The organism is Cupriavidus sp. U2 (assembly GCF_009663685.2).
Taxonomy (GTDB): domain Bacteria; phylum Pseudomonadota; class Gammaproteobacteria; order Burkholderiales; family Burkholderiaceae; genus Cupriavidus; species Cupriavidus necator_C.
In genome coordinates, this window is record NZ_RCOG02000032.1 from 132,323 (window position 1) to 156,067 (window position 23,745).

Consider the following 23,745-nt stretch of genomic DNA (forward strand, 5'->3'; position numbering starts at 1 on the left):
AACTGCGGCTTTTATGTCTTCCGTACTGATGTCCTCATCAAGGAGGCCTGTTCCATGTCTGCATCCATCGTTCTTATCTGCGGCAACCTGTTCGACGGTCTCGGCGACACCCTGCAGGGACCCACCGAAATCCTGATCGAACACGACACGATTGCCGCCATCGGGCCGTCGGTGGCGCGGCCGCGCAATGCCCGCGTGATCGACCTGTCCCATCGCACGATCGCGCCGGGCTTTATCGACACGCACGTTCACCTGTTCCTGGACGGGATGAACCTGAAGCAGCAGATCCTGCAGTCCAGCGCCGGCAAGGCGCTGGCCGGCCTGAGCCTGGCCCGCCAGTACATGCGCTATGGCTTCACCACCCTGCGCGACCTTGGCACGTTCGACGATGACTGGCCGGGGCTGGAGCTGCGCAACGCGATCAACGCGGGCCGGCTGACCGGGCCCCGCCTGTTCGTGGCGCCGCATATGATCAGCGGATCGGGTGGCCATGGCGACATGCAGGGCGCGCTGCCGTGCCGCTGCCATCTGGGGCTGTCGAAAACGGCCGACTCGCCCGCCGATATCCGCAAGCAGGTGCGTTGCCAGGCCGCGCACGGCGCCGACTGGATCAAGACCATGAACACCGGCGGCTATATGAGCTTTGGCGACGACCCGGCGCGCGTGACGTGGTTCGACGAAGAAATGGAGGCCGCAGCAGCCGCCGCGCATCAGCTGGGCCTTCCGGTTTCCGTGCACACGGGCGCCGCCGAAGGCTGCAAGCAGGCCCTGCGTGCCGGCGCGCGCAGCCTGGAACATTGCTACCTGATCGACGACGAAGGCATTGCGCTGGCCGAGGCGTCGGGCGCCTTCCTGGTGCCAACCATGCAGATGACGCAGGAAGACAAGGACATGCTGGCGGCCAACACGCTGCCGCCGCAGGCGGTCTGGAAGTTCACGCGGGACCTGCCCGAGATCGAGCGGGCCCAGCGGCGCATGGCCGCCAGCCGCGCCCACATCGCGCTGGGAACCGACTGCGGCATGTTCCCGTTCTCGCGCGGCATTCTAGAATTCCAGGCGATGGTGGCGGCCGGCCTGTCGCCGGCCCGGGCGCTGCGCGCGGGCACCAGCGTGGCCGCAGCCCTCCTGCAGCGCACCGACATCGGCGTGCTTGAAGTCGGACGCCAGGCCGACATCGTGGCGATGCCAGGCGATCCCCTGGCCGACATCGCGGCCACCGCCCAGGTGGACTTTGTCATGCGCGGCGGACGCATTTACCGATTTGGCGATCTCGACCTGCCGGGCTGAAAACGCCCACAGCCCGGGAATCGTCGAAACACCTGCCGGAGATCTTCGGAAGCATCCACGACATGCCGTAATTCCAACGTAGAATTCGCAAGCCGGCGCGCAGCCCCGGCGCAATGTCATGTCATCCGGATGTACGTCGATCTCCTTACCCTTTACCTTCTGGCTATTGGAACGCTGCTCGCCAGTGCGGGCATGATGTTCTGGGAACACCTGGCCAATCCTCGGCACGGCAAGGCCCTGCGCATTCTGTCCGCGGCATTTGCGACGCTTGCCGTCGGCTGCGTGACGGTGCTCTTCCGGCGCGCCGTGCCCGGTGTGCTCGGGTCGGCACTCGCGAACCTGGTGATGCTGTGCGGCTACCTGCTGATCCTCAATGGCGTTGCGGCGCTCAGTAGCCGGCGCTACCGCATCACCGTCGGCGTCGTGCTGTGCGGCATGGCAGTCGTTTGGGCAGTTTCCGGCACACGATGGCTGGATGCTGTCTGGAACTACGTCAGCGCGTTCCCCATTGCCATCATCAGCGCCATGACTGCACGCGAAATGCTGCGGTGTGAGGCACTGAAGCCATTTTTCGCGCGTCACATCGTCGTGGCCGTGGCGGGCATCCACGCCCTGCTCTACGCCGGCCGTGCCTTTGCGCTGCCCTGGCTCGTGTCGGCGTACGGGCCTGCCATGCAGGGCATCGCGAGCAAGATCACGATGTACGAGGGGGTCCTGTATTCGGTGATCCTCCCGATGACGATCCTGAAGCTGATCCGCGAAGACAGCCACACGCAGTTGCTGAAAGAATCCCAGACCGACTACCTGACCCGCCTTGGCAACCGCCGGTGGTTTTTCGAACAGGGCCAACGCATTCTGGCGGCCGAAGACCACCGCCGACCGGTAGCCGTCCTGGCGTTCGACCTCGATCAGTTCAAGGCCATCAACGACCGCTACGGTCACCAGGCCGGCGACGAGGTGCTGAAATCGTTCGCGGAGATCGCCCGGGGCGTCATGGGGCCGGACATCCTGTTCGCACGCATCGGCGGCGAGGAATTCGCTGCATTGCTATATGGCGCAGACGCGCAGCGCGCCGGCACGCTCGGCGCGACCGTGGCGGCGCAGTTCGCCCAAAATATCGCGGGCCGTATCGGGGGCGTCGGCATTCCGGCCACAGTCAGCATTGGGCTGGCGCAATTCGAGCGGGAAACGCCAGTGCTGAGTGACGCACTGGTCGCAGCTGACCAGGCGTTGTACCGGGCCAAGGCGCTGGGTGGGAATCGTCTGGAAATCGCGCAAACCGAGGAGCGGTCGGCGACGGTTTGAGTTGGCCGGGGGACGCCATGTGAGCGGAGGTCCGGCAGGCGGATACCTGCTGGCATCCGCCCGATCCGGGATCGGAACCGGCGCATCCGGCCCCGCCAGGCGCCGGACGGCCTAAGGCCCGGGGATTATTCCCACTCGATCGTTGCAGGCGGCTTGCCCGAAACGTCGTACACCACGCGATTCAGCCCGCGCACCTCGTTGATGATGCGGTTCGAGCAACGGCCCAGCAGCGCGTACGGCAGGTGCGCCCAGTGAGCGGTCATGAAGTCCGTGGTCTGCACGGCGCGCAGCGCCACCACGTAGTCGTACGTGCGGCCATCGCCCATCACGCCAACCGACTTCACCGGCAGGAACACTGCGAATGCCTGGCTGGTCAGGTCGTACCAGCTCTTGCCCACCTGATGCGGTTCGCACAGGCCGGCGGCGGCATCCTGCTCGGTGGCGATGGTCTTGCGCAGTTCCTCGATGAAGATCGCGTCGGCGCGGCGCAGCAGATCGGCGTACTCGCGCTTGACCTCGCCCAGGATACGAACACCCAGGCCCGGACCCGGGAACGGATGGCGGTAGACCATTTCCGGGGGCAGGCCCAGCGCCACGCCCAGTTCGCGCACTTCGTCCTTGAACAGGTCGCGCAGCGGTTCCAGCAGCTTCAGCCCCAGCGTTTCGGGCAGTCCGCCCACGTTATGGTGACTCTTGATCGTGGTCGCCTTCTTGGTCTTGGTGCCCCCCGATTCCACCACATCCGGGTAGATCGTGCCCTGCGCCAGCAACTTGGCATTGGTCAGCTTCTTTGCTTCGGCCTGGAACACTTCCACGAACTCGCGGCCGATGATCTTGCGCTTCTGCTCCGGATCGGTCACGCCGGCCAGGTGGCCCAGGAACTGGTCCGATGCGTCGACATGGATGACCTTGGCGTGCAGGCGGCCCGCGAACATGTCCATCACCATCTTGCCTTCGTCCAGGCGCAGCAGGCCGTGATCGACGAACACGCAGGTCAGCTGGTCGCCGATGGCGCGATGGATCAGCGCAGCCGCCACCGACGAATCAACGCCGCCGGACAGGCCCAGGATCACCTCTTCGTCGCCCACCTGCTCGCGGATCTTGGCCACGGCCTCGGCGATGTGGTCACCCATCACCCAATCCGGGTTCGCGCCGCAGATCTGCAGCACGAATCGATCGAGCATCTCGCGGCCCTTCGACGTATGCGTGACTTCCGGGTGGAACTGCACGGCGTAGTAGCCGCGGGCCTCGTCGGCCATGCCGGCAATCGGGCAGCTCGGCGTCGATGCCATCAGCTTGAAGCCTTCGGGCAGCGCGGTCACCTTGTCGCCGTGGCTCATCCAGACCTTCAGCATGCCGTGGCCTTCGGGCGTGCTGAAATCCTCGATGCCCTTGAGCAGGTTCGTATGGCCATGGGCGCGGACTTCCGCGTAGCCAAACTCGCGCGAATCGCTCCATTCGACCTTGCCGCCCAGCTGCACGGCCATGGTCTGCATGCCGTAGCAGATGCCCAGCACCGGCACGCCCAGATCCCACACGGCCTGCGGCGCGCGCAGCTGGTGGTCTTCGTAGGTGCTGGCGTGGCTGCCCGACAGGATCACGCCCTTTGGCGCGAACTCGCGGACGAATTCATCGGTCACGTCGTTCGGATGGATTTCGCAGTAGACGTGCGCTTCGCGAACGCGGCGGGCGATCAGCTGCGTGACTTGCGAACCGAAATCAAGAATGAGGATTTTGTCGTGCATGATTGGCAGTGGGCAGTGCATCCGGATCGGGTTCGGTCATGACTTCGGTGCCCGGGCCATAGCCGGGCGGCGGCGTGATGACCGGCTCGCGCCGGTATTCGGGGGATGCGGGGGACGTCGCCGGGCGCGCCGGGCGGCCAATGCCGCTGTCGGCGACATCCGTCACGTCGGTAACGTCGGTCGGATAGGGAACGCCGGCGGCACGCGCGTCGCGGTCGGCCTTGGCCTGGTCGGCCAGCGCGCGTTCACGCAGCCGCACCTTCTTGGCCGACGGAATCAGCACGATGGCGAAGAACAGCAGCATGGCCGCCATCGTCAGCAGCCAGACCTTGCCGGCCGGCTGGACGGGCATGTCCAGGAACAGCGTCCAGCCGGCCACCAGTATCGCGCTGGCCAGGTTGATCAACCCGGCGACGCGCGCCACGGGCACCGTCATATGTCCATTGAATGTGGCCGTAAACAGCAGCCATGACATGCCGAGCGTGGCCACGCCCAGCAGCTGCCCGAACAGGGCCGGCTCCGGCACCGGCAGTTGCAGCGCGGCGTACAGCGTGGTGAACGGCGACATCAGCAGCAGCAGGCCAAGCAGCAAGTCGAGCACCGCATCGAAAAACAGCACGGCTCGCAGCAATACCTTCATGGTCGCTCCTTATTGCGGCGCGGCCGCGCAGGCCCCGTCAACCTCGACAGAACCGGCGCGGCCGTGGTGCCCGTCAGGGCAGGCCAGATCGACATCAATCGATATGGTAGTTCGGCGCTTCCTTGGTGATCTGCACGTCATGGACATGCGATTCGCGCATGCCCGCTGCCGTGATCTGCACGAACTCGGCAGATTCGTGCCACTGCGGAATCGAGCTGGCGCCGCAGTAACCCATCGACGCGCGGATGCCGCCCGTCAGCTGGTGGATGATTGCCTGCACCGGCCCCTTGTACGCAACCCGGCCTTCGATGCCTTCCGGCACCAGCTTGTCGACGTTGGCGGTGTTGTCTTCCTGGAAGTAGCGGTCAGCCGCGCCATCCTTCATCGCACCGACCGAACCCATGCCACGGTAGCTCTTGAACGAGCGGCCCTGGAACAGGAACACCTCGCCCGGGGCTTCCTCGGTACCCGAGAACATGCCGCCCATCATCACGGTGTGGGCACCAGCCGCCAGGGCCTTGGCCACGTCGCCCGAATAGCGCACGCCGCCATCGGCGATCAGCGGCACGCCCGTGCCCTTGAGCGCCTCGGCCACGTTCGACACGGCCGTGATCTGCGGCACACCGACACCGGCCACGATACGTGTGGTGCAGATGGAGCCAGGGCCGATCCCGACCTTGACGCCATCGGCACCATGCTCGACCAGCGCCAGCGCGGCGGCGCCGGTGGCGATATTGCCCCCCACCACCTGCACCTGCGGGAAGTTCTGCTTGACCCAGCGCACGCGGTCCAGCACGCCCTGGCTGTGGCCGTGCGCGGTATCCACCACGATCACGTCGACGCCGGCCTTGACCAGCAGTTCCACGCGTTCATCGTTGTCCGGGCCCACGCCCACTGCGGCGCCTACGCGCAGCTGGCCGTGCGCATCCTTGCTGGCCAGCGGATTGTCCACGGCCTTCTGGATGTCCTTTACCGTAATCAGGCCGCGCAGCTCGAACGCCGCGTTCACCACCAGCACGCGCTCAAGGCGGTGGCGGTTCATCAGGCGCTTGGCTTCTTCCAGGGGCGCGCCTTCGGCCACCGTCACGAGCTTCTCGCGCGGGGTCATCTTCGCACGCACAGGTGCGTCCAGTTCTTCTTCGAAACGCAGGTCGCGGTTGGTGATGATGCCGACGACGGTCTTGCCCTCGAGCACCGGGAAACCCGAAATGCCGTGCTGTTGCGACAGCGCAATCACATCGCGAACCTTCATGTCCGGCGAAATGGTGATCGGATCACGCAGCACACCCGATTCGTAGCGTTTTACACGCGCCACTTCACGAGCCTGGTCGGCGGGCTTCAGGTTCTTGTGAACGATACCGATACCGCCAGCCTGCGCCATGGCAATGGCCAGGCGCGCTTCCGTCACCGTATCCATGGCGGCGGACAGCAGCGGAATGTTGAGTTCGATCGAACGGGTCAGTCGGGTGCGGAGGGAAACATCCCGGGGCAGGACGGCCGAATAGGCCGGGACGAGCAGCACGTCATCGAATGTGAGTGCTTTCTGGACAAGACGCATAGCGAATCCTCTAGGCGCAAAAGCAGATTATACAGGAATGCAGGATTTGCTGATGCGTTGTTGCAAGCCGTTTGCTATTCTCGGCCACCTTTTTCAAACAAGGCATCGGGAGACCATGGGAATCGGCGTACTGTGCGGGCTGCTGGCGGGCGCATTCTGGGGAATGGTATTCATCGCCCCCAAGCTGCTGCCGGCATTTTCTCCCTGGGAACTGGCGATCGGCCGCTATCTGGCGTACGGCCTGGTGGCCCTGGTCGCCGCCCTGCCGCTGATGCGCCGCATTGCCCGCAAGCTGACACGCCCCGACTGCGTGGCCCTGTTGCGCCAAGCCTTTACCGGCAACCTGCTTTACTACGTGCTGCTGGCGTTCGGCGTACAACTGGCCGGCGTGGGCCCCACGTCGCTGATCATCGGCATCCTGCCCATCTCGGTCACGCTGATGGGCCGGCGCGACCATGGCGCCGTGCCGCTGCGCCGCCTGACGCTGCCGCTGCTGGTAGTGGCGGCCGGCATCGCCTGCATCAACGTCGACCTGTTCGGCGGTGGCGGCGGCGCACATGGCGCGGCCGTGGCGGACGTAACGATCCGCCCCGTGTGGCAGAAAATCGCCGGCGTGCTCTGTGCGGCTGGGGCGCTGGTCTGCTGGACGCTCTATGCCGTGGACAACGCGCGCTACCTGCAGCGGCACCCGCACTTCAGCGGCAACGAGTGGTCGGCACTTTATGGGCTGTCCACCGGGCTGGTGTCGCTGATCCTGGCAATCGCCGGCTGGCTCGCGTTCGGCGACGCGCTGACGGCCCCAGGCAGCGCCCGGGACTGGCAGTGGTTCTGGACCGTCAATGCGGCGGTTGCGTTGGGAGCGTCGCTAATTGGCAACAATCTCTGGAACATTTCGAGCCGCCGGTTGCCGCTCACGCTGTCCGGTCAGATGATCGTCTTCGAGACGCTGTTCGCGCTGGCATACGGGTTCGTGTTCGATCACCGCTGGCCGCGACCGCTGGAAATCGCCGCAATTGTCTTGCTGATGGCCGGCGTAGCCTGGTCGGTCCGCTTGCATGCGACGGACAAGTCTCAGTAGACTAGCGACCAATGCCGGGTGGGTCACACGAAAGTCAACCCCACTGGCGACTGATGCCAACACAACCTGCTCGACCCGCTCACGATTTCGCCATGAAACGATCGTCCGCGCTGTACCTGCTGATTGCCGCAAGCTTGGCCATTCCCGGCACCGCCTTCTCTCAGTGGCAATGGAAGGACGCCAACGGCCGCACGGTCTACAGCGATGTTCCGCCGTCGCCATCGGTGCCTGAACGGGCCATCCTGGCCGCGCCGGGCCGGGTAGCCGGTGCCTATCGACCGCTGGAAATGGAAACCGCCAAGGCCGACGGGAACCCGGCGCCGACCGGCAGCGCGCGCATGCAGCAGGTCAGCGCCAAGGCCAAGGCCGACAAGCCCGTCGATGCCGACGAGGCATTCCGCGAGCGCCGCGATGCCCGCATCAAGGCCGATCTGGAAGCTGCCGCCAAGGAACGCACCCAGCTGGCGCGCGACGAACGGTGCCAGCAGCTGCGCAACTACGCCACCGGCCTGAGTGCCGGCGTGCGGGTGTCCCGATCGGGTGCCGACGGCGCCCCGATGCGCCTCAACGACGACGAGCGCACGGCCGAACTGGCCCGCACCAACGATTCGATCAACCAGCAGTGCAGCGGCTGACAGGCTGATGCCCTGAAGGCAGGGACCCTGCTCAGGCGCCCTGCCCGCCTCCGCCGCGCAGCCATTTCTGGCCCTCGCGCATCCCGGATGCCCGGGTTTTCTGCACGCGCTTGCGCCGGGCGGTCTTCGGATCCGCCGTCAGGACACGGTAGATTTCCACCCGATCACCCTGGCGCACCACGGTATCCAGCGTTTTCAGCTTGCCGTAGATTCCCACGCGCATCGTCGTGGGATCCACTTCCGGGTGCGCCCCGGTCAACCCGCTGGATTGAATGGCGCCGACGATGGTCGTGCCCTCCGGGACGGCAACTTCCTTCAGGAACACCGCATCCGGACGGGCATAGCAGACCGAAACGCGGACGGTGGCCGATGCTTCAGCCTTGCTTGGCATAGACCACCTCGGCCCGCTTGACAAAGGCATCCACAAACGTGTTGGCGATCACGCTGAACGCCGGACCGATGATTTTTTCGAGAATGACGCTCGAAAATTCGTAATGCAGGTGAAATTCGATCTTGCAGGCATCGGCGCGCAATGGCGTGAACCGCCAGGAACCGTTGAAGGTCTTGAAAGGACCGTCCGCGAACGTCATATCGATACGAGTTGGACGCTCCTGGGTATTGCGCGTGTGGAAATACTGCTTGATGCCGCTGAAATGGATATGGATCTTGGCATCGAGCAGCGTGTCGGTTTGCTCGAAGACCTCCACGCCACCGCACCATGGCAGGAACTTGGGATAGTCCTCCACGCGCGTGACCAGGTCGTACATCTGTTCGGCCGAGAAGCCGAGCAGGACGGATTTATGGACGTCTGCCATGTATACGGGTTGCGGGCACCTCGGGACTGGGCCGGGCCGGAGCGGTTTGCTAAAATCAGGATTTTAGCCGACAGCCGCGAACACGGCACGCCTTGGCGCGCTCGGCCGCAGTCATGTTGCTGCGCACCCTCACTGCCGCCGGCCTGCCGGGCCGCGCCGGTCAAATTTAGGAAATCACCTCCCGCATGACGATCGCTGACAACAAGAAGGCCTTTTTCGACTACTTCATCGAAGAACGCTATGAAGCCGGGATCGTGCTGGAAGGCTGGGAAGTCAAGGCGATCCGGGCGAACCGCGTGCAGATCAAGGAAGGTTATGTTGTGGTGCGCAACGCCGAGATGTTCCTGATCGGCGCCCACATCAGCCCGCTGCAAAGCGCCTCCACGCACGTCACTCCCGATCCGGTACGCACCCGGAAGCTGCTGCTCAAGGCCGACGAGATCAGGAAACTGATCGGCAAGGTGGAGCAGCGCGGCTATACGCTGGTGCCGCTGAACCTGCACTACACGCGCGGCCGCATCAAGTGCGAAATCGGCCTGGGCAAGGGCAAGAAGCAGTTCGACAAGCGGGAGACCGAAAAGAACCGCGACTGGCAGCGCGAGAAGGCGCGTCTGATGAAAAGCGAGAAGGAATGAAGAACGGAGGCCTCGGCCTCCGTTTTCGTTTTGGTGTTCAGCGATGCCAGATGGCGTCAGAGCACTTTCTCGACCTTCTGACCCTTCACGATTTGCAGCGCAGAAGCAATCATCGAGCTCATCTCCCCGAGATTGCCCGGCACGATCAGCGTATTGCCCTGCTTCGCCAGGTTGCCAAAGGCCGCCACGTATTCCTCGGCCACCTTCAGGTTGACCGCCTCCGTACCGCCCTCTCCGCGAATGGCGTGACCGATTTTCTCGATCGCCTGCGCATTGGCTTCCGCCACGGCCAGAATGGCCGCGGCCTCGCCCTGCGCCTTGTTGATGGCCGCCTGCCTTTCCCCTTCGGACTTCTGGATGGCCGCTTCACGCGCGCCCGAGGCCAGGTTGATCTGCTCCTGGCGCTTGCCCTCGGATGCCGCGATCAGCGCCCGCTTTTCGCGCTCCGCCGTGATCTGGGCCTGCATCGCGTGCAGGATTTCCTTCGGCGGCGTCAGGTCCTTGATCTCGTAGCGCAGCACCTTCACCCCCCAGTTGGCCGCCGCCTCGTCGAGGGCGTTGACCACGCTGTGATTGATGAATTCGCGCTCCTCGAACGTCTTGTCCAGCTCGAGCTTGCCGATGACTGACCGCAGCGTCGTCTGCGACAACTGCGTGATAGCCACCACGAAATTGCTCGATCCGTACGAGGCCTTCATCGGGTCCGTCACCTGGAAGTACAGCACCCCGTCGACCTGCAACTGCGTGTTGTCCTTGGTGATACAAACCTGGCTCGGCACATCGAGCGGGATTTCCTTGAGGATGTGCTTGTAGGCCACGCGGTCGATAAACGGCACGACAATCGACAGGCCTGGCGTCAGCGTCGCGTGGTAGCGTCCCAGCCGCTCCAGCACCCAGGCGTGCTGCTGTGGCACGATCTTGATGGACTTCGCAATCAGTACGATGGCGGCAATGAGCAGAATCAGCGGAAACAGACCGAGCTGATAGGCAAGCATGTACGACTCCCGTCAAAGAGAAAAAAACCTGCAAGGCAGAGGCAAGCGCCAGGCTAGCGCGGCGACACGATAAGCGTGGCGCCGCGAACTTCGATGATTGTGTAGCGCCCCGGGGAGGGGTCGGTCCCGGGAGCCAGCTCCACGGTCCAGTCAGCGCCGCGATAGGGCACGCGAGCGCGACGGAAGGCATCCCAGGCGGACACTTCGACTTCCTGTCCGATATCGAGATTCACGTCCGGGTTGGTCGCGGCATCGCTACGGCGCAGCCTGCCGAAGCGTGTGCGCCGCATGGCCACGATGGCCACGATGGCAACCACTGCCGCGGTAACCGTCTGCACGGGTACCTCGGCACCCAGCAGTGCGGCAATGCCGCCGGCTGTCACGCCGCAGGCGACCATCAACAGATAAAACGTGCCGGTGGCCATTTCCGCGATCAACAGCACCACGGACGCGGCAAACCAAAAGTAGTACGACGTCATCCCGTTCCTTTCCAGCCAGCCAGTCACCAGCCCGAAAAAACAAAACCCCCGCCAAACGCCTGCGGCGTCTGCGGGGGCAGTTGGAACACCTGACCGCAGGGCCGGTGCCACACGGCGCGCCGGCCCATCAGGCCGGACGCCGCTTGTTCGGGTACGTCGCTATTGTGACGCGAAATGCCTCAGGAAGCCAGTTGCTGCCAGGTTTCCACGACCGAATCAGGATTCAGCGAGATCGACTTGATGCCTTCCTTGGCCAGCCAGGCTGCAAAGTCCGGATGGTCCGAGGGGCCCTGGCCGCAAATGCCGACGTACTTGTCCAAGCGCAGCGCCGTGGAAATGGCGCGCTGCAGCATGAAACGGACGGCCGGATCGCGCTCGTCGAAGTCCTTCGCCAGCAGTTCCATGCCCGAATCGCGGTCAAGGCCCAGCGTCAGCTGGGTCAGGTCGTTCGAGCCGATCGAGAAACCGTCGAAGAATTGCAGGAACTCTTCGGCCAGAATCGCGTTGGACGGCACCTCGCACATCATGATGATGCGCAGACCATTCTCGCCACGCTTCAGGCCGTGCTTGGCCAGCAGCTCGACCACGCGCTCGGCCTGGCCCAGCGTCCGTACGAACGGCACCATGATCTCGACGTTGGTCAGGCCCATCTCGTCGCGCACGCGCTTCATGGCCTTGCATTCCATCTCGAACGCTTCGGCGAAGTCGTCGGCGATGTAGCGCGAAGCACCACGGAAGCCCAGCATCGGGTTTTCCTCGTCCGGCTCGTAGCGCGAACCACCGATCAGCTTCTTGTACTCGTTCGACTTGAAGTCCGACAGACGCACGATTACAGGCTTCGGATAGAACGCCGCGCCGATCGTGGCCATGCCTTCGGCCAGCTTGTCCACGTAGAAGGCACGCGGGCCGGCGTGGCCACGGGCCACCGATTCCACGGCCTTCTTCAGGTCGGCATCGACTTGCGGATAGTCGAGAATTGCCTTCGGGTGAACGCCGATGTTGTTGTTGATGATGAATTCCAGGCGAGCCAGGCCAACACCGTGGTTCGGGATCTGCGCAAAATCAAACGCCAGCTGCGGATTGCCGACGTTCATCATGATCTTGGTCTCGATCTCCGGCATTTCGCCGCGCATGACCTCGGTGACCTCGGTTTCGAGCAGCCCGTCGTAGATGCGACCTTCGTCGCCCTCGGCGCACGACACCGTCACCAGCGTGCCGTCCTTCAGCACGTCGGTGGCATCGCCGCAACCGACCACGGCCGGCACACCCAGTTCACGCGCGATGATCGCGGCGTGGCAGGTACGGCCGCCACGGTTCGTGACGATCGCCGCGGCACGCTTCATCACCGGCTCCCAGTTCGGGTCGGTCATGTCGGCCACCAGCACATCGCCAGGTTGCACACGTTCCATCTCGGACGGATCGTTGATCACGCGGACCGGGCCCGTGCCGATCTTCTGGCCGATTGCACGGCCGCTGGTCAGCACCGCAGACGTGCCTTTCAGCTTGAATCGCTGCTCGGCCTTGCCGGCCGACTGGCTCTTCACGGTTTCCGGACGCGCCTGGAGGATATAGATCTTGCCGTCCTTGCCGTCCTTGCCCCATTCGATGTCCATCGGGCGGCCATAGTGCTTCTCGATGATCATCGCGTAGCGGGCCAGCTCGTTCACATCGTCATCGCTGATCGAATAACGGTTGCGCAGCTCGGGCGGCACGTCCACGGTCTTCACGCGGCCGGCTTCGCCCGGCTTGGTGAATTCCATCTTGATCAGCTTCGAGCCGATCGAACGGCGGATGATGGGGTACTTGCCGGCTTGCAGCGTCGGCTTGAAGACGTAGAACTCGTCCGGGTTCACGGCACCCTGCACCACCGTTTCGCCAAGACCATAGCTCGACGTGATGAACACCACGTCCGGGAAACCGGACTCGGTATCGATCGTGAACATCACGCCCGAGGCTGCCAGGTCCGAACGGACCATGCGCTGGACGCCGGCCGACAGGGCCACCACGTCATGGGCAAAGCCCTTGTGCACGCGGTAGGAAATGGCGCGGTCGTTGTACAGCGACGCGAACACGTGCTTGATCTTGTCGAGCACGTCGTCGATACCGCTGACGTTGAGGTACGACTCCTGCTGGCCTGCGAACGAAGCGTCGGGCAGATCTTCAGCGGTGGCCGACGAACGCACGGCGAACGATGCCTCGGCGCCTTCGCGCGCCGACACGCGTGCATAGTGCTCGCGGATTTCGGCCTCGAGACGCGGCTGGAACGGCGCCGAGGCCACCCAGTTGCGGATCTCGGCACCGGCTTCGGCCAGGGCCTTCACGTCATCGACGTCGAGCGTCTTCAGGCGTTCGGAAATGCGGGCGGTCAGGTTGTTGTGTTCGAGGAAGTCGCGGAATGCCAGCGCGGTGGTGGCAAAACCGCCGGGGACGCGCACACCGGCGCCGGCCAGCTGCGAGATCATCTCGCCAAGCGACGAATTCTTGCCGCCGACGGTCTCCACGTCCTGCATGCGCAGTTCTTCGAACGGCAGCACGTAGGCGCCGTTATTTACCTGGTTGGTCATAAAAGCCTCAAAACAAAGTAAGAAATCTTTTGCACCGACCGGTATGTTGTTGGAGTTCTGGCCCCGGCGGATCGCTTGGCTGAGCAATTCCGTGTGACATCGGACGCTTCCGATGCTGCAATGCACATTGTCGACAATTCGGCCCCAAATCGTTGCCTGGCCGGGATTGGCGGAATTGCTTAGCCAAAAGATCGCCGCTATTCTACCGTGCCGCACCGCACTTTCGCTCGGCGGCCGCTCCAAAATAATTGTTCAGACATGTCCTTGCCCGAAGCGCCTGACGCGTCGCAACCCGCGCCAGCCCTGACTTCCCAGTCTTCTTCATCCGCTGCCGGCGCCCAGCCTGCGGCTGCGACGGCACCTGCGGATCGCCCTGCCGTGCGTACGGTTTTCATTGTGTCGGATGGCACAGGCATCACGGCCGAGACGTTCAGCCACTCGATCCTGGCCCAGTTCGAGATGCGCTTCCGCAAGGTGCGCATGCCCTTCGTCGACACGCCCGAGAAGGCGCATGTGGCCGTCAGCAAGATCAACGAGGCGTTCTACAACGAGGGCGTGCCGCCCATTGTCTTCACCACGCTGGTCAACGCCGAGTCCAACAAGGCGATGCGCCGCGCCAAGGGCATGATTCTGGACATGTTCCAGACGTTTATCGAACCGCTGGAAAAAGAACTGGGACTGAAGTCCACCCATGCGATCGGCCGGTTTCACCAGAACGCCGATACCGAGGCGTACAAGAACCGGATCGAGGCGATCAACTTCTCGCTGGCACATGATGACGGTCAGTCACACAAGAACCTCGAGGACGCCGATGTGATCCTGGTGGGCGTGTCGCGCAGCGGCAAGACGCCAACCAGCCTGTATCTGGCCATGCAGTACGGCCTCAAGGCGGCCAACTATCCGCTGATCCCCGACGATTTCGAGCGCGGACGTCTGCCTTCGGCGCTCTACGCGTTCAAGTCCAAGATCTTCGGGCTGTCGATCGACCCGCAGCGGCTGACCGAAATCCGCAACGAGCGCCGGCCGGGCAGCAAGTACGCGGCGGTTGAGAATTGTCGCTACGAGGTCAACGAGGCCGAGGCGATGATGCGCCGGGAAGGGATCAAGTGGCTGTCGTCGACCCACAAGTCGATCGAGGAAATCGCAACGACGATCCTGCAGGAAATCAAGGTCGACCGCGATAACTATTGAAACGCGCGATTTTTGAGAATCGTCTTCTTGGCGGGTGATGGCTGGAGGTGAAAGATGACGTCATCGAACGTTTTCTTTCATGAACCATGTCCATCACCATGTCAGCTGATCAGCTTTCCAGCCTCCCCGACGCGGCCGATCCCACCCGCGCTCGCCAGCACCGCCACCCGCCGCGCCACGACTGGCGCATGGCCGCCACCATCTTCACTGCAGTCTTCGTCGCCCTTGGAGGGATCTTCGCCATCCTCGATTACTCCGGGCGCCAATCCGACAAGACGACCGACAACATCTATTACCGCTTCGATATGGTGGATGAGCGGCTCGGCGTAATGGACCGCCAGTCCCAGGCAACCGACAAGCGATTCGATGGCATCGACCGCCGGATCGACAGGCTTGAAGTGAAGGTTGACGAAGGCTTCGCCAAGGTCGACCGGCGCCTCGACAAGATGGACGAACGCTTCAACAACCTCGAAGTCGGGCTCGGCAGGAAGTTCGACCAGATCGACCGGAAATTCACCCAGATCGACCAGAGGTTCGACCAGATCGACGGGAAGATCGGTCAGATCGCGGACGTCCTGCACCTCCTGGTCGAACAGAAGGCCACTTCAGGCGCCACGGAACCCGGTCAAAAACTTGGCAGCCGCCCTCGCTAACGGCGCTCGCTCAGCCTGTCCGCCGCTGGCGTACCGCTTCAAACAGGCAGATGGCGGTCGCGGCGGCCACGTTCAGAGATTCCAGGCCACCGGGTTGCGGAATGCCGACCTTGCGCGAGACGCGTGCCATCCACGCCTGGCTTACGCCCGCGCCCTCGTTGCCGACGACCCAACCTACTGGCTGGCGCAGGTCGGTATCGAACACAGTGGCGTCGGCATGCGAGGACGTCGCAAGCAGCGGCACGGCCAGCCGGGACGCAAGCATGTCGAGTGTGCAGTGCTCGACGATATTGAGATGGAAATTCGCACCCATGCCGGCACGCAGTGTCTTGACCGACCAGGCGAATGCACAGCCGGTGGTCAGGAACGCGTGAGGAATACCAGCAGCCGCGGCACTGCGCAGGATCGAGCCGACGTTGCCCGCATCCTGGACGCCATCGAGGATGATGCAGTCTGTCGCAATCTGCGCTGGCAGATGACCCGCCGGCGTCTCGATCACGAACAGCAGGTCGATGCCGTTCGCCACATTGCTGATCTGGCTGAACAACGCATCGGCCAGCACGACGACGCGTTCCGGCTCCACCTGGTCGAGCAGGGGCCGCACTTCGGCGTGGTCAACATGACGTTCGCCTACGACGCAAGAGACCGGCTGACCCAATGCGGCAACGTAGGCCTGCGCCAGATGCACGCCGTCCAGCACCGATTGCCCGGCCTTGCGACGTTGATGCGTAGACCCAATAAGGGCCTTCAGGTGCTTGAACAGCGCGTTATCGCGCGAAGTGACGTGCTTCAAGGGGGTGGTGTCTTAGAAAGGCGGCGCTTCCTGGGCTTGGGCCTGGGTCATGCCATTGACGCGTTCCAGCGCCAGGCGGACCGGCGCGAACGACCGCCGATGATGCGGTGTGGGACCATGCCGATCCAGCGCAGCAAAATGTTGAGGCGTCGGATAGCCAAAATGCGAATCGAAGCCGTAATCGGGATACTGCGCGTGCAATTCCCGGAGATTGCGGTCACGCGCAACCTTTGCCAGGATCGACGCGGCCGAAATGGCACGCACCTTGGCGTCCCCCTTGACGATCGCTTCCACAGGAAAAGCGACCTGCGGGCAACGATTGCCGTCCACCTGGACCAGATCGGGAATCACGCCATTGGCGGCAAGCCCTTGAACGGCGCGCTGCATGGCCAGCATCGAGGCATGGAGGATATTGATCGAATCGATTTCCTCGACCGTTGCGAAGGCGATATGCCAGCCCAACGCCCGCTCGCAGATCCTGTCGAACAAGACCTCTCGCTTGTCCGAGGTCAGGATCTTCGAATCGGCGAGCCCGCGGATCTGGCGGTCCGGATTCAGCACGACAGCCGCCGCGTAGACGGGGCCTGCCAGCGGGCCACGGCCTGCTTCGTCCACGCCACAAAGGCGCTGGACCACGGCGACCGTCTGCGTCAGCGCGAGCCCCATCTGGCCAACATTGGCTGCCTTGATGCGCGGCATCACACGGCCCCCCGAGTGTGGAGCAGATCCGCCACCACACCGGCCGCCAGCCTTGATGTATCGCGCTTTAGCGTTTCATGCATGGTCGTGAAATGTTCACGCAGGAATGCAATATTGCCTTCGTCATTGAGTTGCAACAGCGTTTCGCGCGCCAGCGCCTCTGGCGTGGCATCGTCCTGCAACAGCTCGGGCACCACAAAGCGTCCCGACAGAATATTAGGCAGTCCGACGTACGGCAGATAACCCTGTCGTTTCATGATTTGCGCAGTCAGCCAGGGCACCTTGTACGAGATCACCATCGGCTTTTTGTACAGCGCAGCCTCCAGCGTGGCCGTGCCGCTCGCCAACAGGATCACATCGGCTGACTCCATCGCCAGATGTGACTGGCCATCCACAATGGTCAAGTCGATCTCGGGATGCTGCGCGTGCAGACCTTCCACAATGGCATGAAGGGCCGGCGACGCGGCGGGCAACACGAATGCCAGATTCCCGTCCATACGGTGCATGCGCGCCATGGCCTCGAAGAAAGTGGCGCCGAGATTCCGTACTTCGGACTGCCGGCTGCCCGGCAGCACGGCCACGATGCGCTTGTTTTCGGGGAGGCCCAGCTTGGCGCGGGCGCCGGCCACATCGGGCACCATCGGAATCACATCAGCAAGAGGATGACCGACGTATGTTGCCGGGATACCCGCCTTGGCGTAGATCTCCGGCTCGAACGGAAACAGGCAGAGGATATGGTCTACCGCACGCGCGATGGTACGAATGCGACCGCCCCGCCAGGCCCAGATCGAGGGACTGACGAAATGGACGACCGGTATGCCGGCGCGCCGCAGCGGAACTTCGAGACCGAAGTTGAAATCCGGAGCGTCGACACCAATAAAGCACAGTGGCGGCTGGGCCAGCAGCTGGTCCCGAATGGCCCGCCGCGTGGCCAGAATCTCACGCAGCGACCCCAGGACTTCCACATAGCCGTTGACGGAGAGTGTCTCCATCGGCCAATGCGAGACAAACCCTTGCGCCATCATGCGGCGGCCACCGATCCCGGCATAGTCGACCGACTCGCCCAGCCGTGCGTGCAATCCTTCCAGCAACAGCGAAGCCAGCAGATCGCCGGATGCCTCGCCAGCAACCATGGCAATCGTGCCACGCTTGTTTACATGAGCTTCCGCGTCAGCGGGAAGCACGGCCTGCATGGCTGCCTCGACCATGACCGGCTGACGTCTAGCGCACGATGCCGCGTTGGGTCGCGGCGAGGAACTCGACGAAGGCCTTTAGCGGCGCTGCCGTGGTGGCATCCGACTGGCCCAGCATGGTCGAAATTTCGTTGCGGGCATCGTCGAAGCTGAGATCCGACTTGTACAGCAGCTTGTAAGCCTGACGCAGCGCCGCGATCTGGGCCGCATCGAAGCCGCGCCGACGCAGACCCTCGACGTTGATGCCATGCGGCGTCGCCTTGTTGCCGCTCTTGTCGCTCGCGGCAATCACGAACGGCGGCACATCCTGGACCAGTGCCGAAGCCCCGCCCAGCATGGCATGCGCGCCAATACGCACGTACTGATGCACGCCGCTCATGCCGCCAAGAATCGCCCAGTCGCCCACTTCCACGTGGCCGGCAATCTGCGCATTGCTCGAAAACACCGTGTGGTTACCCACGCTGCAGTCGTGCGCGATATGCACGTACGCCATGATCCAGTTATCGCTGCCGATGCGGGTCAGGCCGCGATCCTGCACGGTGCCCGTGTGGATCGTCGTGAATTCGCGAATCGTGTTGCGATCGCCAATCTCGAGCCGGGTGGGCTCGTTGGCATACTTCATGTCCTGCGGCACTCCGCCCACCGAGGCATATGGCCCGATGCGGTTCCCCTCGCCGATCGTGGTATGCCCCTCGACCGTGGTATGCGAGCCGATCCGCGTGCCGCTGCCGATCCGCACATTCGGACCGACGATCGAGAACGGGCCGACTTCCACATCGGCGGCGAGTTCAGCCTTCGGGTCGATCAGTGCGGTGGGATGGATTTGCGTCATACGTACTGTCCTGTGCTGTCAGTTCTGCTCGGTATCGGGAAGATCAGGCCTCGGCCTGCTTGACCGTGCACATCAGCTCGGCTTCGCAGGCAACCTCGCCATCCACGGTGGCGCTGGCCTTGAACTTCCAGATGCCGCGAATGTAGCGTTCCACGGTCACGTTCAGGTGCAACTGATCGCCGGGATACACCACGCGCTTGAAGCGGGCGCCGTCGATGCCGACGAAGTAATACAGCGCGCCTTCCTTGCGCTCCATATCGGCGCCAAAGGTCAGCAGGCCGGCCGATTGCGCCAGCGCCTCCAGAATCATGACACCCGGCATCACAGGTTGTTCCGGAAAGTGGCCCATGAAGTACGGCTCGTTGATCGTCACGTTCTTCAGGGTCTTGATCCGCTTCTGCGGTTCAAACTCGAGCACGCGGTCGACCAGCAGGATTGGATACCGATGCGGCAGCAGCTTCAGGATCTTGCGGATGTCGATATCGGAGGCTGTCATGATGATTTCTCTTCGTCTTGTTTGCTATTAACCCCGGCGGACGTGCCGCGCAGCCGGCGCTCCAGTTGCACCACACGCTCGCGCAGCTTCGACAGGCCACGCACGATGGCCGCGTTGCGTTCCCACTCGCCATGCGATGTGAACGGGAACACGCTGGTGAAATGCCCACCGGGTTTTGTAATCGATTTGGTAATCGAGGTACCGCCGGACACTGTGGTCCGGTCGGCGATATTCAAATGTCCGGAAAAATTGGCCGCGCCGCCAATCACGCAGAACCTGCCGATCTTCGTACTGCCCGAAATCGCGGCCGTGCCGGCAATCACGGTGTGCGCGCCCACATGGACGTTATGGGCGATCTGCACCTGGTTGTCGATCTTGCAGCCGTCCTCGATGACGGTATCGGCCATGGCCCCGCGGTCCACGCAGGTATTGGCGCCAATCTCCACATCGTTGCCCAGCACGGCTCGCCCCGCCTGGGGGATCTTGACGTACTCGACCCCGCCCGGCCCGATATCGGGCGCAAAGCCAAAGCCATCGGCACCAATCACCGCACCGCTGTGCAGGATGTTGCGCGCACCCACCACGCAACGATGATAGACAGAAACATTGGCGTAGATGAGCGTATCTTCGCCGATCTGCGCGCCTGCGCCGATAAAGGCATTTGCCAGGACGCGAACCCGCTCGCCCAGCCGCGCTCCGGCCTCGACCACCACGTTCGGACCGATAAAGCACGACGCCGGCACGACCGCGTCGGGCGACACCGTTGCACGCGGGTCGATGCCGGTACGCGGATCGGCATTGGCGGCGCGGTCGAAACGCTGGGCCACGCGCGCAAAGCAGACGTACGGATTGCGCGCCACCAACCAGTTGCGGCCGTCAGCCTGCCCATCCGCGCGAATGCGCTCCAGATCCGCCGGCGACACGATCACGGCACCGGCCTTCGAAGCCAGTGCCTGCGCCAGGTAGAGCGGATTGGAAAGAAACGACAGATCGCCGGGACCGGCCTGGTCGAGCGGTGCCAGACCGCCCACGGCCAGGTCGGGATCACCCACAACCTGCGCGCCGTTCTCGGTGGCGAGCTGACCCAGTGTGGGTGTCTGCATGGCGGTACTTCCTTGAAAAATCGTAAAGCGGCGCGCGAGCGCCCGCCGCTTACTTGCCGGAGCTGGCGTTCAGCGCCTTCATCACGTCGTCCGTGATGTCGATGCGCGGATTGACGTAGACCGCTTCCTGCACGATCAGGTCGTACTTGCGCTGTTCGGCCAGTTGACGGATCACGCGGTTGGCGCGCTCCAGCACCTGGGCCAGTTCTTCGTTACGACGCTGGTTCAGGTCTTCGCGGAACTCGCGCTGCTTGCGCTGGAATTCACGATCGAGGTCGGCCACTTCGCGCTGACGGCGCTGGCGGTCGGCGTCGGCCAGCACGGCGGTGTCCTTGTCGAGCTTGTCGGCCATGGCCTTGATCTTCTGGGCCATGTCCTGCAGTTCGCGGTCGCGCTTGGAGAATTCCTGCTCGAGCTTGACCTGGGCGGCCTTGGCGGGCTGCGAGTCACGCAGGATACGCTCCGAGTTCACCGCGGCAATGCGCGCCTCCTGAGCCATCGCCGGGGCCGCCGCGCAAAGGGCCGCAGCGGCCAGCGCGGCCGCGCTCAGGGATTTGATCAGTGGAGTGTGGAGTTTCATCAAACAAATCCTTTTGGGGATCAGAACGCGGTACCAATCTGGAACTGGAACCGCTGAACCTTGTCGTTCTCGTCCTTCTTCAGCGGGAAGCCCATGCTGACCTTCAGCGGGCCGATCGGCGACAGCCACGACATACCGAAGCCGGTCGAGTACTTCAGGTCACTAACCGTGATCGGCGCGCCTTCCTGATAGACGTTACCGAAGTCGAAGAACGTAAACAGGCGCAGCGTGCGGTCAACACCCGAACCCGGCAGCGGGAACACGAATTCCACGTTACCGATCATCTTCGAGGCACCGCCCACCGGGTTGCCGTTCTGGTCCTTCGGACCCAGCGTGCTGGTCTGGTAGCCGCGGACCGAACCGATACCACCGGCATAGAAGTACTTGAACACCGGGAACGGCGTATTGCCGTAGCCGTGGCCGTAGGCCACCTCGCCGTTGAAGGCCAGCGTGAAGGCCTTCGAGATCGGATAGAAGTACTGCTGCTGGAAGCTGGCGCGATAGTACTGCGTATCGCCGCCCGGCACACCGATTTCCAGGTTGGCCTGGGTGTACGGTCCCTTGGTCGGGATCAGCGCACTATCCCGGCGGTCACGTGCCCAGCCGACCGTGAACGGGAAGTTGTTGATCGGGTCGCCGCTGGCCTTGCCGATCTTCTGCAGCCAGGCCGTGTACTGGCTCGGCGTGTTGACCGAGGTATAGACCTGGGTACGCTCGTAGCCAATGCCGAAGAACACCGTATCGTTCTCGGAGAACGGCACGCCGAACTTGAAGCCGCCACCGGCCGACACGATCTTGTAGTCCTGGTCACCCGTGTAGTACAGCGGGCGGGACGTACGGTAGTAGATATCGGTCGAGCGGCTGATGCCGTCCACCGTGAAGTACGGATCGTACTGGGTCAGCGCGATCGTACGGAACGACTTGGCCGTGTTCACATCGAGGCCAAGGCTGGTACCGGAGCCGAACACGTTGTCCTGGCGCAGGCCGGCCTGCAGCACGAGCTTGTCGGTCGACGAGAAGCCGAGACCCAGGCTGATCTGGCCGGTAGGCTTTTCCGTCACATTTACGTTCACATCCACCTGGTCGGGCGCGCCGGGCACATCCTCGGTCGTGATGTTCGTATCCGTGAAATAGCCGGTACGGTTGATACGGGCCTGCGATTGCTGGAGCTTCTCGCTATCGAACCACGAGCTTTCCATCTGGCGCATTTCGCGGCGCACCACTTCGTCGCGCGTCTTGCTGTTGCCCACCACGTTCACGCGGCGCACATAGACACGGCGCCCCGGATCGACCATCAGGGTCAGCGCCACTTCGCGCTTTTCCTTGTCGATCTGCGGTTGCGGGTTGATCGTGGTGAACGCATAGCCGTACGTACCGAGCAGATCGGTGATGGCCTTGGTGCTGGCCGTCAGCTTTTCGGACGAGAAAATATCGCCCTTCTTCAGCTGCAGCAGCTTCTGCATTTCTTCCTGCTTGCCCAGCAGTTCGCCGGCCAGGTGGATATCCGAGACCTTGAACTGCTCGCCTTCGGCGATATTCAGCGTCAGGTAGATATCTTTCTTGTCAGGCGTGATCGATACCTGCGTCGACTCGATCTGGAATTCCAGATAGCCGCGATTCAGGTAGAACGAGCGCAGCGCTTCCAGGTCGGCCGTGAGCTTCTGCTTCGAATACAGGTCGTTCTTGGTGTACCACGACAGCCAGTTGGGCGTGGACAGCTGCATTTCGTCGCGCAGCGTGCTTTCCTTGAACGCCTTGTTGCCGACGATATTGATCTGGCGAATCTTCGCGACCGGGCCTTCTTCCACGTTGAACACCACGGACACGCGGTTGCGGTCCACCGGCGTCACGGTGGTCTGGACTTCGGCGGCGTAGTAGCCGCGGGCCACGTACTGGCGCTTCAGTTCCTGCTCTGCCTTGTCGATCAGGGCCTTGTCGTAGTAACGCGCTTCGGCCACGCCCACGGCCCGCAGCGACCGGCGCAGCGTGTCCTTGTCGAATTCCTTGATGCCGACGAATTCAAGCTGGGAAATCGCCGGGCGTTCCTCGACCTGCACCACCAGCACGCCGTCTTCGGCGCGGATCTGCACGTCCTTGAAAAACCCGGTATTGTAGAGCGCACGGATGGCGTCGGCGCCCTTGTCATCGGTGAAGGTTTCGCCGACGCGCACGGGCAGGTAACCGAAGACGGTACCCGGCTCCACACGCTGCAGGCCTTCAACGCGAATATCCTTGACCACAAACGGATCTGCGGCCCAGCCCGCCGGGCTCCAGGCCGCAATAATGGCACTCGTCAGCAAGCCCAGCGAGATGCGCTTATTTCTGATCAAAGTCGATCCCCTCTTCCTCATCGATTTCATGCAGGGTGTGGCTCCAGCGCCGATTGCCGCTGCGCCTGACAATACCGGCACGACCGATCCTTCCCGACGGGGAAAATCCCCCCGGGATACGACCGCCCCCGTCCGACTG

Annotated in this window: 23 protein-coding genes; 7 read left to right on the forward strand and 16 right to left on the reverse strand. The window is 63.3% G+C overall.

What is annotated here, in order from left to right; all coding sequences use genetic code 11:
• Positions 1-54 precede the first annotated feature (54 nt).
• Complete coding sequence (locus D9X30_RS24910) at positions 55-1,287, forward strand: amidohydrolase family protein (RefSeq protein WP_153947770.1); 1,233 nt, start codon at positions 55-57, stop codon at positions 1,285-1,287.
• 129 nt (positions 1,288-1,416) lie between these two features.
• Positions 1,417-2,592 (forward strand): GGDEF domain-containing protein, encoded by a 1,176-nt coding sequence (locus D9X30_RS24915; protein WP_153947771.1) that lies wholly within the window; start codon positions 1,417-1,419, stop codon positions 2,590-2,592.
• 125 nt (positions 2,593-2,717) lie between these two features.
• On the opposite strand, the gene guaA is transcribed toward D9X30_RS24915, so the two are convergent.
• The 3 genes from guaA to guaB form a co-directional block, all read right to left on the reverse strand.
• Positions 2,718-4,337 (reverse strand): glutamine-hydrolyzing GMP synthase, encoded by a 1,620-nt coding sequence (gene guaA / locus D9X30_RS24920; protein WP_153947772.1) that lies wholly within the window; start codon positions 4,335-4,337, stop codon positions 2,718-2,720.
• Positions 4,312-4,977 carry a hypothetical protein gene (locus D9X30_RS24925; protein WP_153947773.1) on the reverse strand — a complete coding sequence of 222 codons (666 nt, stop codon included), beginning with the start codon at positions 4,975-4,977 and terminating at the stop codon, positions 4,312-4,314. The genes guaA and D9X30_RS24925 overlap by 26 nt, the downstream gene beginning before the upstream one ends.
• 94 nt (positions 4,978-5,071) lie before the next feature.
• On the reverse strand, positions 5,072-6,535 hold the full coding sequence (gene guaB / locus D9X30_RS24930; protein ID WP_092599978.1) for an IMP dehydrogenase: 1,464 nt from the start codon (positions 6,533-6,535) through the stop codon (positions 5,072-5,074).
• A gap of 115 nt (positions 6,536-6,650) precedes the next feature.
• Between guaB and D9X30_RS24935 the strand changes: the two genes are divergently transcribed.
• Together D9X30_RS24935 and D9X30_RS24940 are read left to right on the forward strand one after the other, a co-directional pair.
• Positions 6,651-7,613: a DMT family transporter gene (locus D9X30_RS24935; RefSeq protein ID WP_153947774.1), complete on the forward strand. Its 963-nt coding sequence runs from the start codon at positions 6,651-6,653 to the stop codon at positions 7,611-7,613.
• A gap of 92 nt (positions 7,614-7,705) precedes the next feature.
• A complete protein-coding gene (locus D9X30_RS24940; protein ID WP_153947775.1) occupies positions 7,706-8,248 on the forward strand; it encodes a DUF4124 domain-containing protein in 543 nt (180 codons plus the stop codon).
• A gap of 31 nt (positions 8,249-8,279) precedes the next feature.
• On the opposite strand, the gene D9X30_RS24945 is transcribed toward D9X30_RS24940, so the two are convergent.
• Both D9X30_RS24945 and D9X30_RS24950 read right to left on the reverse strand, forming a co-directional pair.
• Positions 8,280-8,639, reverse strand: a complete 360-nt coding sequence (locus D9X30_RS24945) for an RnfH family protein (protein ID WP_153947776.1) — start codon at positions 8,637-8,639, stop codon at positions 8,280-8,282.
• Positions 8,623-9,063 (reverse strand): type II toxin-antitoxin system RatA family toxin, encoded by a 441-nt coding sequence (locus D9X30_RS24950; protein ID WP_066735285.1) that lies wholly within the window; start codon positions 9,061-9,063, stop codon positions 8,623-8,625. Before D9X30_RS24950 ends, D9X30_RS24945 begins: the two co-directional genes overlap by 17 nt.
• A 185-nt stretch (positions 9,064-9,248) precedes the next feature.
• Between D9X30_RS24950 and smpB the strand changes: the two genes are divergently transcribed.
• Entirely contained in the window at positions 9,249-9,698 is a 450-nt protein-coding gene (gene smpB, locus D9X30_RS24955; RefSeq protein ID WP_092599990.1) for an SsrA-binding protein SmpB, read from the forward strand.
• Between the two features lie 56 nt (positions 9,699-9,754).
• Here smpB and D9X30_RS24960 read toward each other — a convergent pair whose 3' ends face one another.
• The 3 genes from D9X30_RS24960 to ppsA all read right to left on the reverse strand — a co-directional run bounded on the left by D9X30_RS24960 (position 9,755) and on the right by ppsA (position 13,736).
• Entirely contained in the window at positions 9,755-10,693 is a 939-nt protein-coding gene (locus tag D9X30_RS24960) for an SPFH domain-containing protein (RefSeq protein ID WP_153947777.1), read from the reverse strand.
• Positions 10,694-10,746: 53 nt separating this feature from the next.
• Complete coding sequence (locus D9X30_RS24965; protein WP_153947778.1) at positions 10,747-11,172, reverse strand: NfeD family protein; 426 nt, start codon at positions 11,170-11,172, stop codon at positions 10,747-10,749.
• Positions 11,173-11,351: 179 nt separating this feature from the next.
• A complete protein-coding gene (gene ppsA, locus D9X30_RS24970) occupies positions 11,352-13,736 on the reverse strand; it encodes a phosphoenolpyruvate synthase (RefSeq protein ID WP_153947779.1) in 2,385 nt (794 codons plus the stop codon).
• A gap of 258 nt (positions 13,737-13,994) precedes the next feature.
• On the opposite strand from ppsA, the gene ppsR reads away from it, so the two are divergent.
• Together ppsR and D9X30_RS24980 are read left to right on the forward strand one after the other, a co-directional pair.
• On the forward strand, positions 13,995-14,927 hold the full coding sequence (gene ppsR / locus D9X30_RS24975) for a posphoenolpyruvate synthetase regulatory kinase/phosphorylase PpsR (RefSeq protein WP_153947780.1): 933 nt from the start codon (positions 13,995-13,997) through the stop codon (positions 14,925-14,927).
• An 86-nt stretch (positions 14,928-15,013) separates the two neighbouring features.
• Positions 15,014-15,580 carry a hypothetical protein gene (locus D9X30_RS24980; RefSeq protein WP_153947781.1) on the forward strand — a complete coding sequence of 189 codons (567 nt, stop codon included), beginning with the start codon at positions 15,014-15,016 and terminating at the stop codon, positions 15,578-15,580.
• 10 nt (positions 15,581-15,590) lie between these two features.
• On the opposite strand, the gene D9X30_RS24985 is transcribed toward D9X30_RS24980, so the two are convergent.
• From D9X30_RS24985 to bamA, 8 genes are read right to left on the reverse strand one after another with little or no spacing between them, the layout of a single operon-like run.
• Positions 15,591-16,373, reverse strand: a complete 783-nt coding sequence (locus D9X30_RS24985; RefSeq protein WP_153947782.1) for a TrmH family RNA methyltransferase — start codon at positions 16,371-16,373, stop codon at positions 15,591-15,593.
• Positions 16,374-16,385: 12 nt separating this feature from the next.
• Positions 16,386-17,072 (reverse strand): ribonuclease HII, encoded by a 687-nt coding sequence (gene rnhB / locus D9X30_RS24990; RefSeq protein ID WP_153947783.1) that lies wholly within the window; start codon positions 17,070-17,072, stop codon positions 16,386-16,388.
• Entirely contained in the window at positions 17,072-18,265 is a 1,194-nt protein-coding gene (lpxB, locus tag D9X30_RS24995; protein ID WP_400394190.1) for a lipid-A-disaccharide synthase, read from the reverse strand. The genes rnhB and lpxB overlap by 1 nt, the downstream gene beginning before the upstream one ends.
• Before the next feature lie 28 nt (positions 18,266-18,293).
• Entirely contained in the window at positions 18,294-19,097 is an 804-nt protein-coding gene (lpxA, locus tag D9X30_RS25000; protein ID WP_153947785.1) for an acyl-ACP--UDP-N-acetylglucosamine O-acyltransferase, read from the reverse strand.
• Between the two features lie 43 nt (positions 19,098-19,140).
• A complete protein-coding gene (fabZ, locus tag D9X30_RS25005) occupies positions 19,141-19,593 on the reverse strand; it encodes a 3-hydroxyacyl-ACP dehydratase FabZ (RefSeq protein ID WP_061958372.1) in 453 nt (150 codons plus the stop codon).
• Positions 19,590-20,696, reverse strand: a complete 1,107-nt coding sequence (gene lpxD, locus D9X30_RS25010) for a UDP-3-O-(3-hydroxymyristoyl)glucosamine N-acyltransferase (RefSeq protein ID WP_153947786.1) — start codon at positions 20,694-20,696, stop codon at positions 19,590-19,592. Before lpxD ends, fabZ begins: the two co-directional genes overlap by 4 nt.
• A gap of 49 nt (positions 20,697-20,745) precedes the next feature.
• Positions 20,746-21,276 (reverse strand): OmpH/Skp family outer membrane protein, encoded by a 531-nt coding sequence (locus D9X30_RS25015; protein ID WP_092600018.1) that lies wholly within the window; start codon positions 21,274-21,276, stop codon positions 20,746-20,748.
• A gap of 20 nt (positions 21,277-21,296) precedes the next feature.
• Positions 21,297-23,627 carry an outer membrane protein assembly factor BamA gene (bamA, locus tag D9X30_RS25020; protein ID WP_368086169.1) on the reverse strand — a complete coding sequence of 777 codons (2,331 nt, stop codon included), beginning with the start codon at positions 23,625-23,627 and terminating at the stop codon, positions 21,297-21,299.
• Between the last annotated feature and the right edge of the window lie 118 nt (positions 23,628-23,745).

Bases quoted from the DNA above. Each gene is read 5' to 3' on its own strand.
- D9X30_RS24950 (WP_066735285.1), bottom strand. From the start codon at position 9,063: ATGGCAGACGTCCATAAATCCGTCCTGCTCGGCTTCTCGGCCGAACAG.
- bamA (WP_368086169.1), bottom strand. From the start codon at position 23,627: ATGAGGAAGAGGGGATCGACTTTGATCAGAAATAAGCGCATCTCGCTG.
- D9X30_RS25015 (WP_092600018.1), bottom strand. From the start codon at position 21,276: ATGAAACTCCACACTCCACTGATCAAATCCCTGAGCGCGGCCGCGCTG.
- ppsA (WP_153947779.1), bottom strand. From the start codon at position 13,736: ATGACCAACCAGGTAAATAACGGCGCCTACGTGCTGCCGTTCGAAGAA.
- lpxA (WP_153947785.1), bottom strand. From the start codon at position 19,097: ATGACGCAAATCCATCCCACCGCACTGATCGACCCGAAGGCTGAACTC.
- rnhB (WP_153947783.1), bottom strand. From the start codon at position 17,072: ATGCCGCGCATCAAGGCAGCCAATGTTGGCCAGATGGGGCTCGCGCTG.
- smpB (WP_092599990.1), top strand. From the start codon at position 9,249: ATGACGATCGCTGACAACAAGAAGGCCTTTTTCGACTACTTCATCGAA.
- D9X30_RS24965 (WP_153947778.1), bottom strand. From the start codon at position 11,172: ATGACGTCGTACTACTTTTGGTTTGCCGCGTCCGTGGTGCTGTTGATC.
- D9X30_RS24940 (WP_153947775.1), top strand. From the start codon at position 7,706: ATGAAACGATCGTCCGCGCTGTACCTGCTGATTGCCGCAAGCTTGGCC.
- D9X30_RS24980 (WP_153947781.1), top strand. From the start codon at position 15,014: ATGTCCATCACCATGTCAGCTGATCAGCTTTCCAGCCTCCCCGACGCG.
- D9X30_RS24935 (WP_153947774.1), top strand. From the start codon at position 6,651: ATGGGAATCGGCGTACTGTGCGGGCTGCTGGCGGGCGCATTCTGGGGA.
- ppsR (WP_153947780.1), top strand. From the start codon at position 13,995: ATGTCCTTGCCCGAAGCGCCTGACGCGTCGCAACCCGCGCCAGCCCTG.
- guaB (WP_092599978.1), bottom strand. From the start codon at position 6,535: ATGCGTCTTGTCCAGAAAGCACTCACATTCGATGACGTGCTGCTCGTC.
- D9X30_RS24910 (WP_153947770.1), top strand. From the start codon at position 55: ATGTCTGCATCCATCGTTCTTATCTGCGGCAACCTGTTCGACGGTCTC.
- lpxD (WP_153947786.1), bottom strand. From the start codon at position 20,696: ATGCAGACACCCACACTGGGTCAGCTCGCCACCGAGAACGGCGCGCAG.
- lpxB (WP_400394190.1), bottom strand. From the start codon at position 18,265: ATGCAGGCCGTGCTTCCCGCTGACGCGGAAGCTCATGTAAACAAGCGT.
- fabZ (WP_061958372.1), bottom strand. From the start codon at position 19,593: ATGACAGCCTCCGATATCGACATCCGCAAGATCCTGAAGCTGCTGCCG.
- D9X30_RS24945 (WP_153947776.1), bottom strand. From the start codon at position 8,639: ATGCCAAGCAAGGCTGAAGCATCGGCCACCGTCCGCGTTTCGGTCTGC.
- D9X30_RS24925 (WP_153947773.1), bottom strand. From the start codon at position 4,977: ATGAAGGTATTGCTGCGAGCCGTGCTGTTTTTCGATGCGGTGCTCGAC.
- D9X30_RS24915 (WP_153947771.1), top strand. From the start codon at position 1,417: ATGTACGTCGATCTCCTTACCCTTTACCTTCTGGCTATTGGAACGCTG.
- D9X30_RS24960 (WP_153947777.1), bottom strand. From the start codon at position 10,693: ATGCTTGCCTATCAGCTCGGTCTGTTTCCGCTGATTCTGCTCATTGCC.
- guaA (WP_153947772.1), bottom strand. From the start codon at position 4,337: ATGCACGACAAAATCCTCATTCTTGATTTCGGTTCGCAAGTCACGCAG.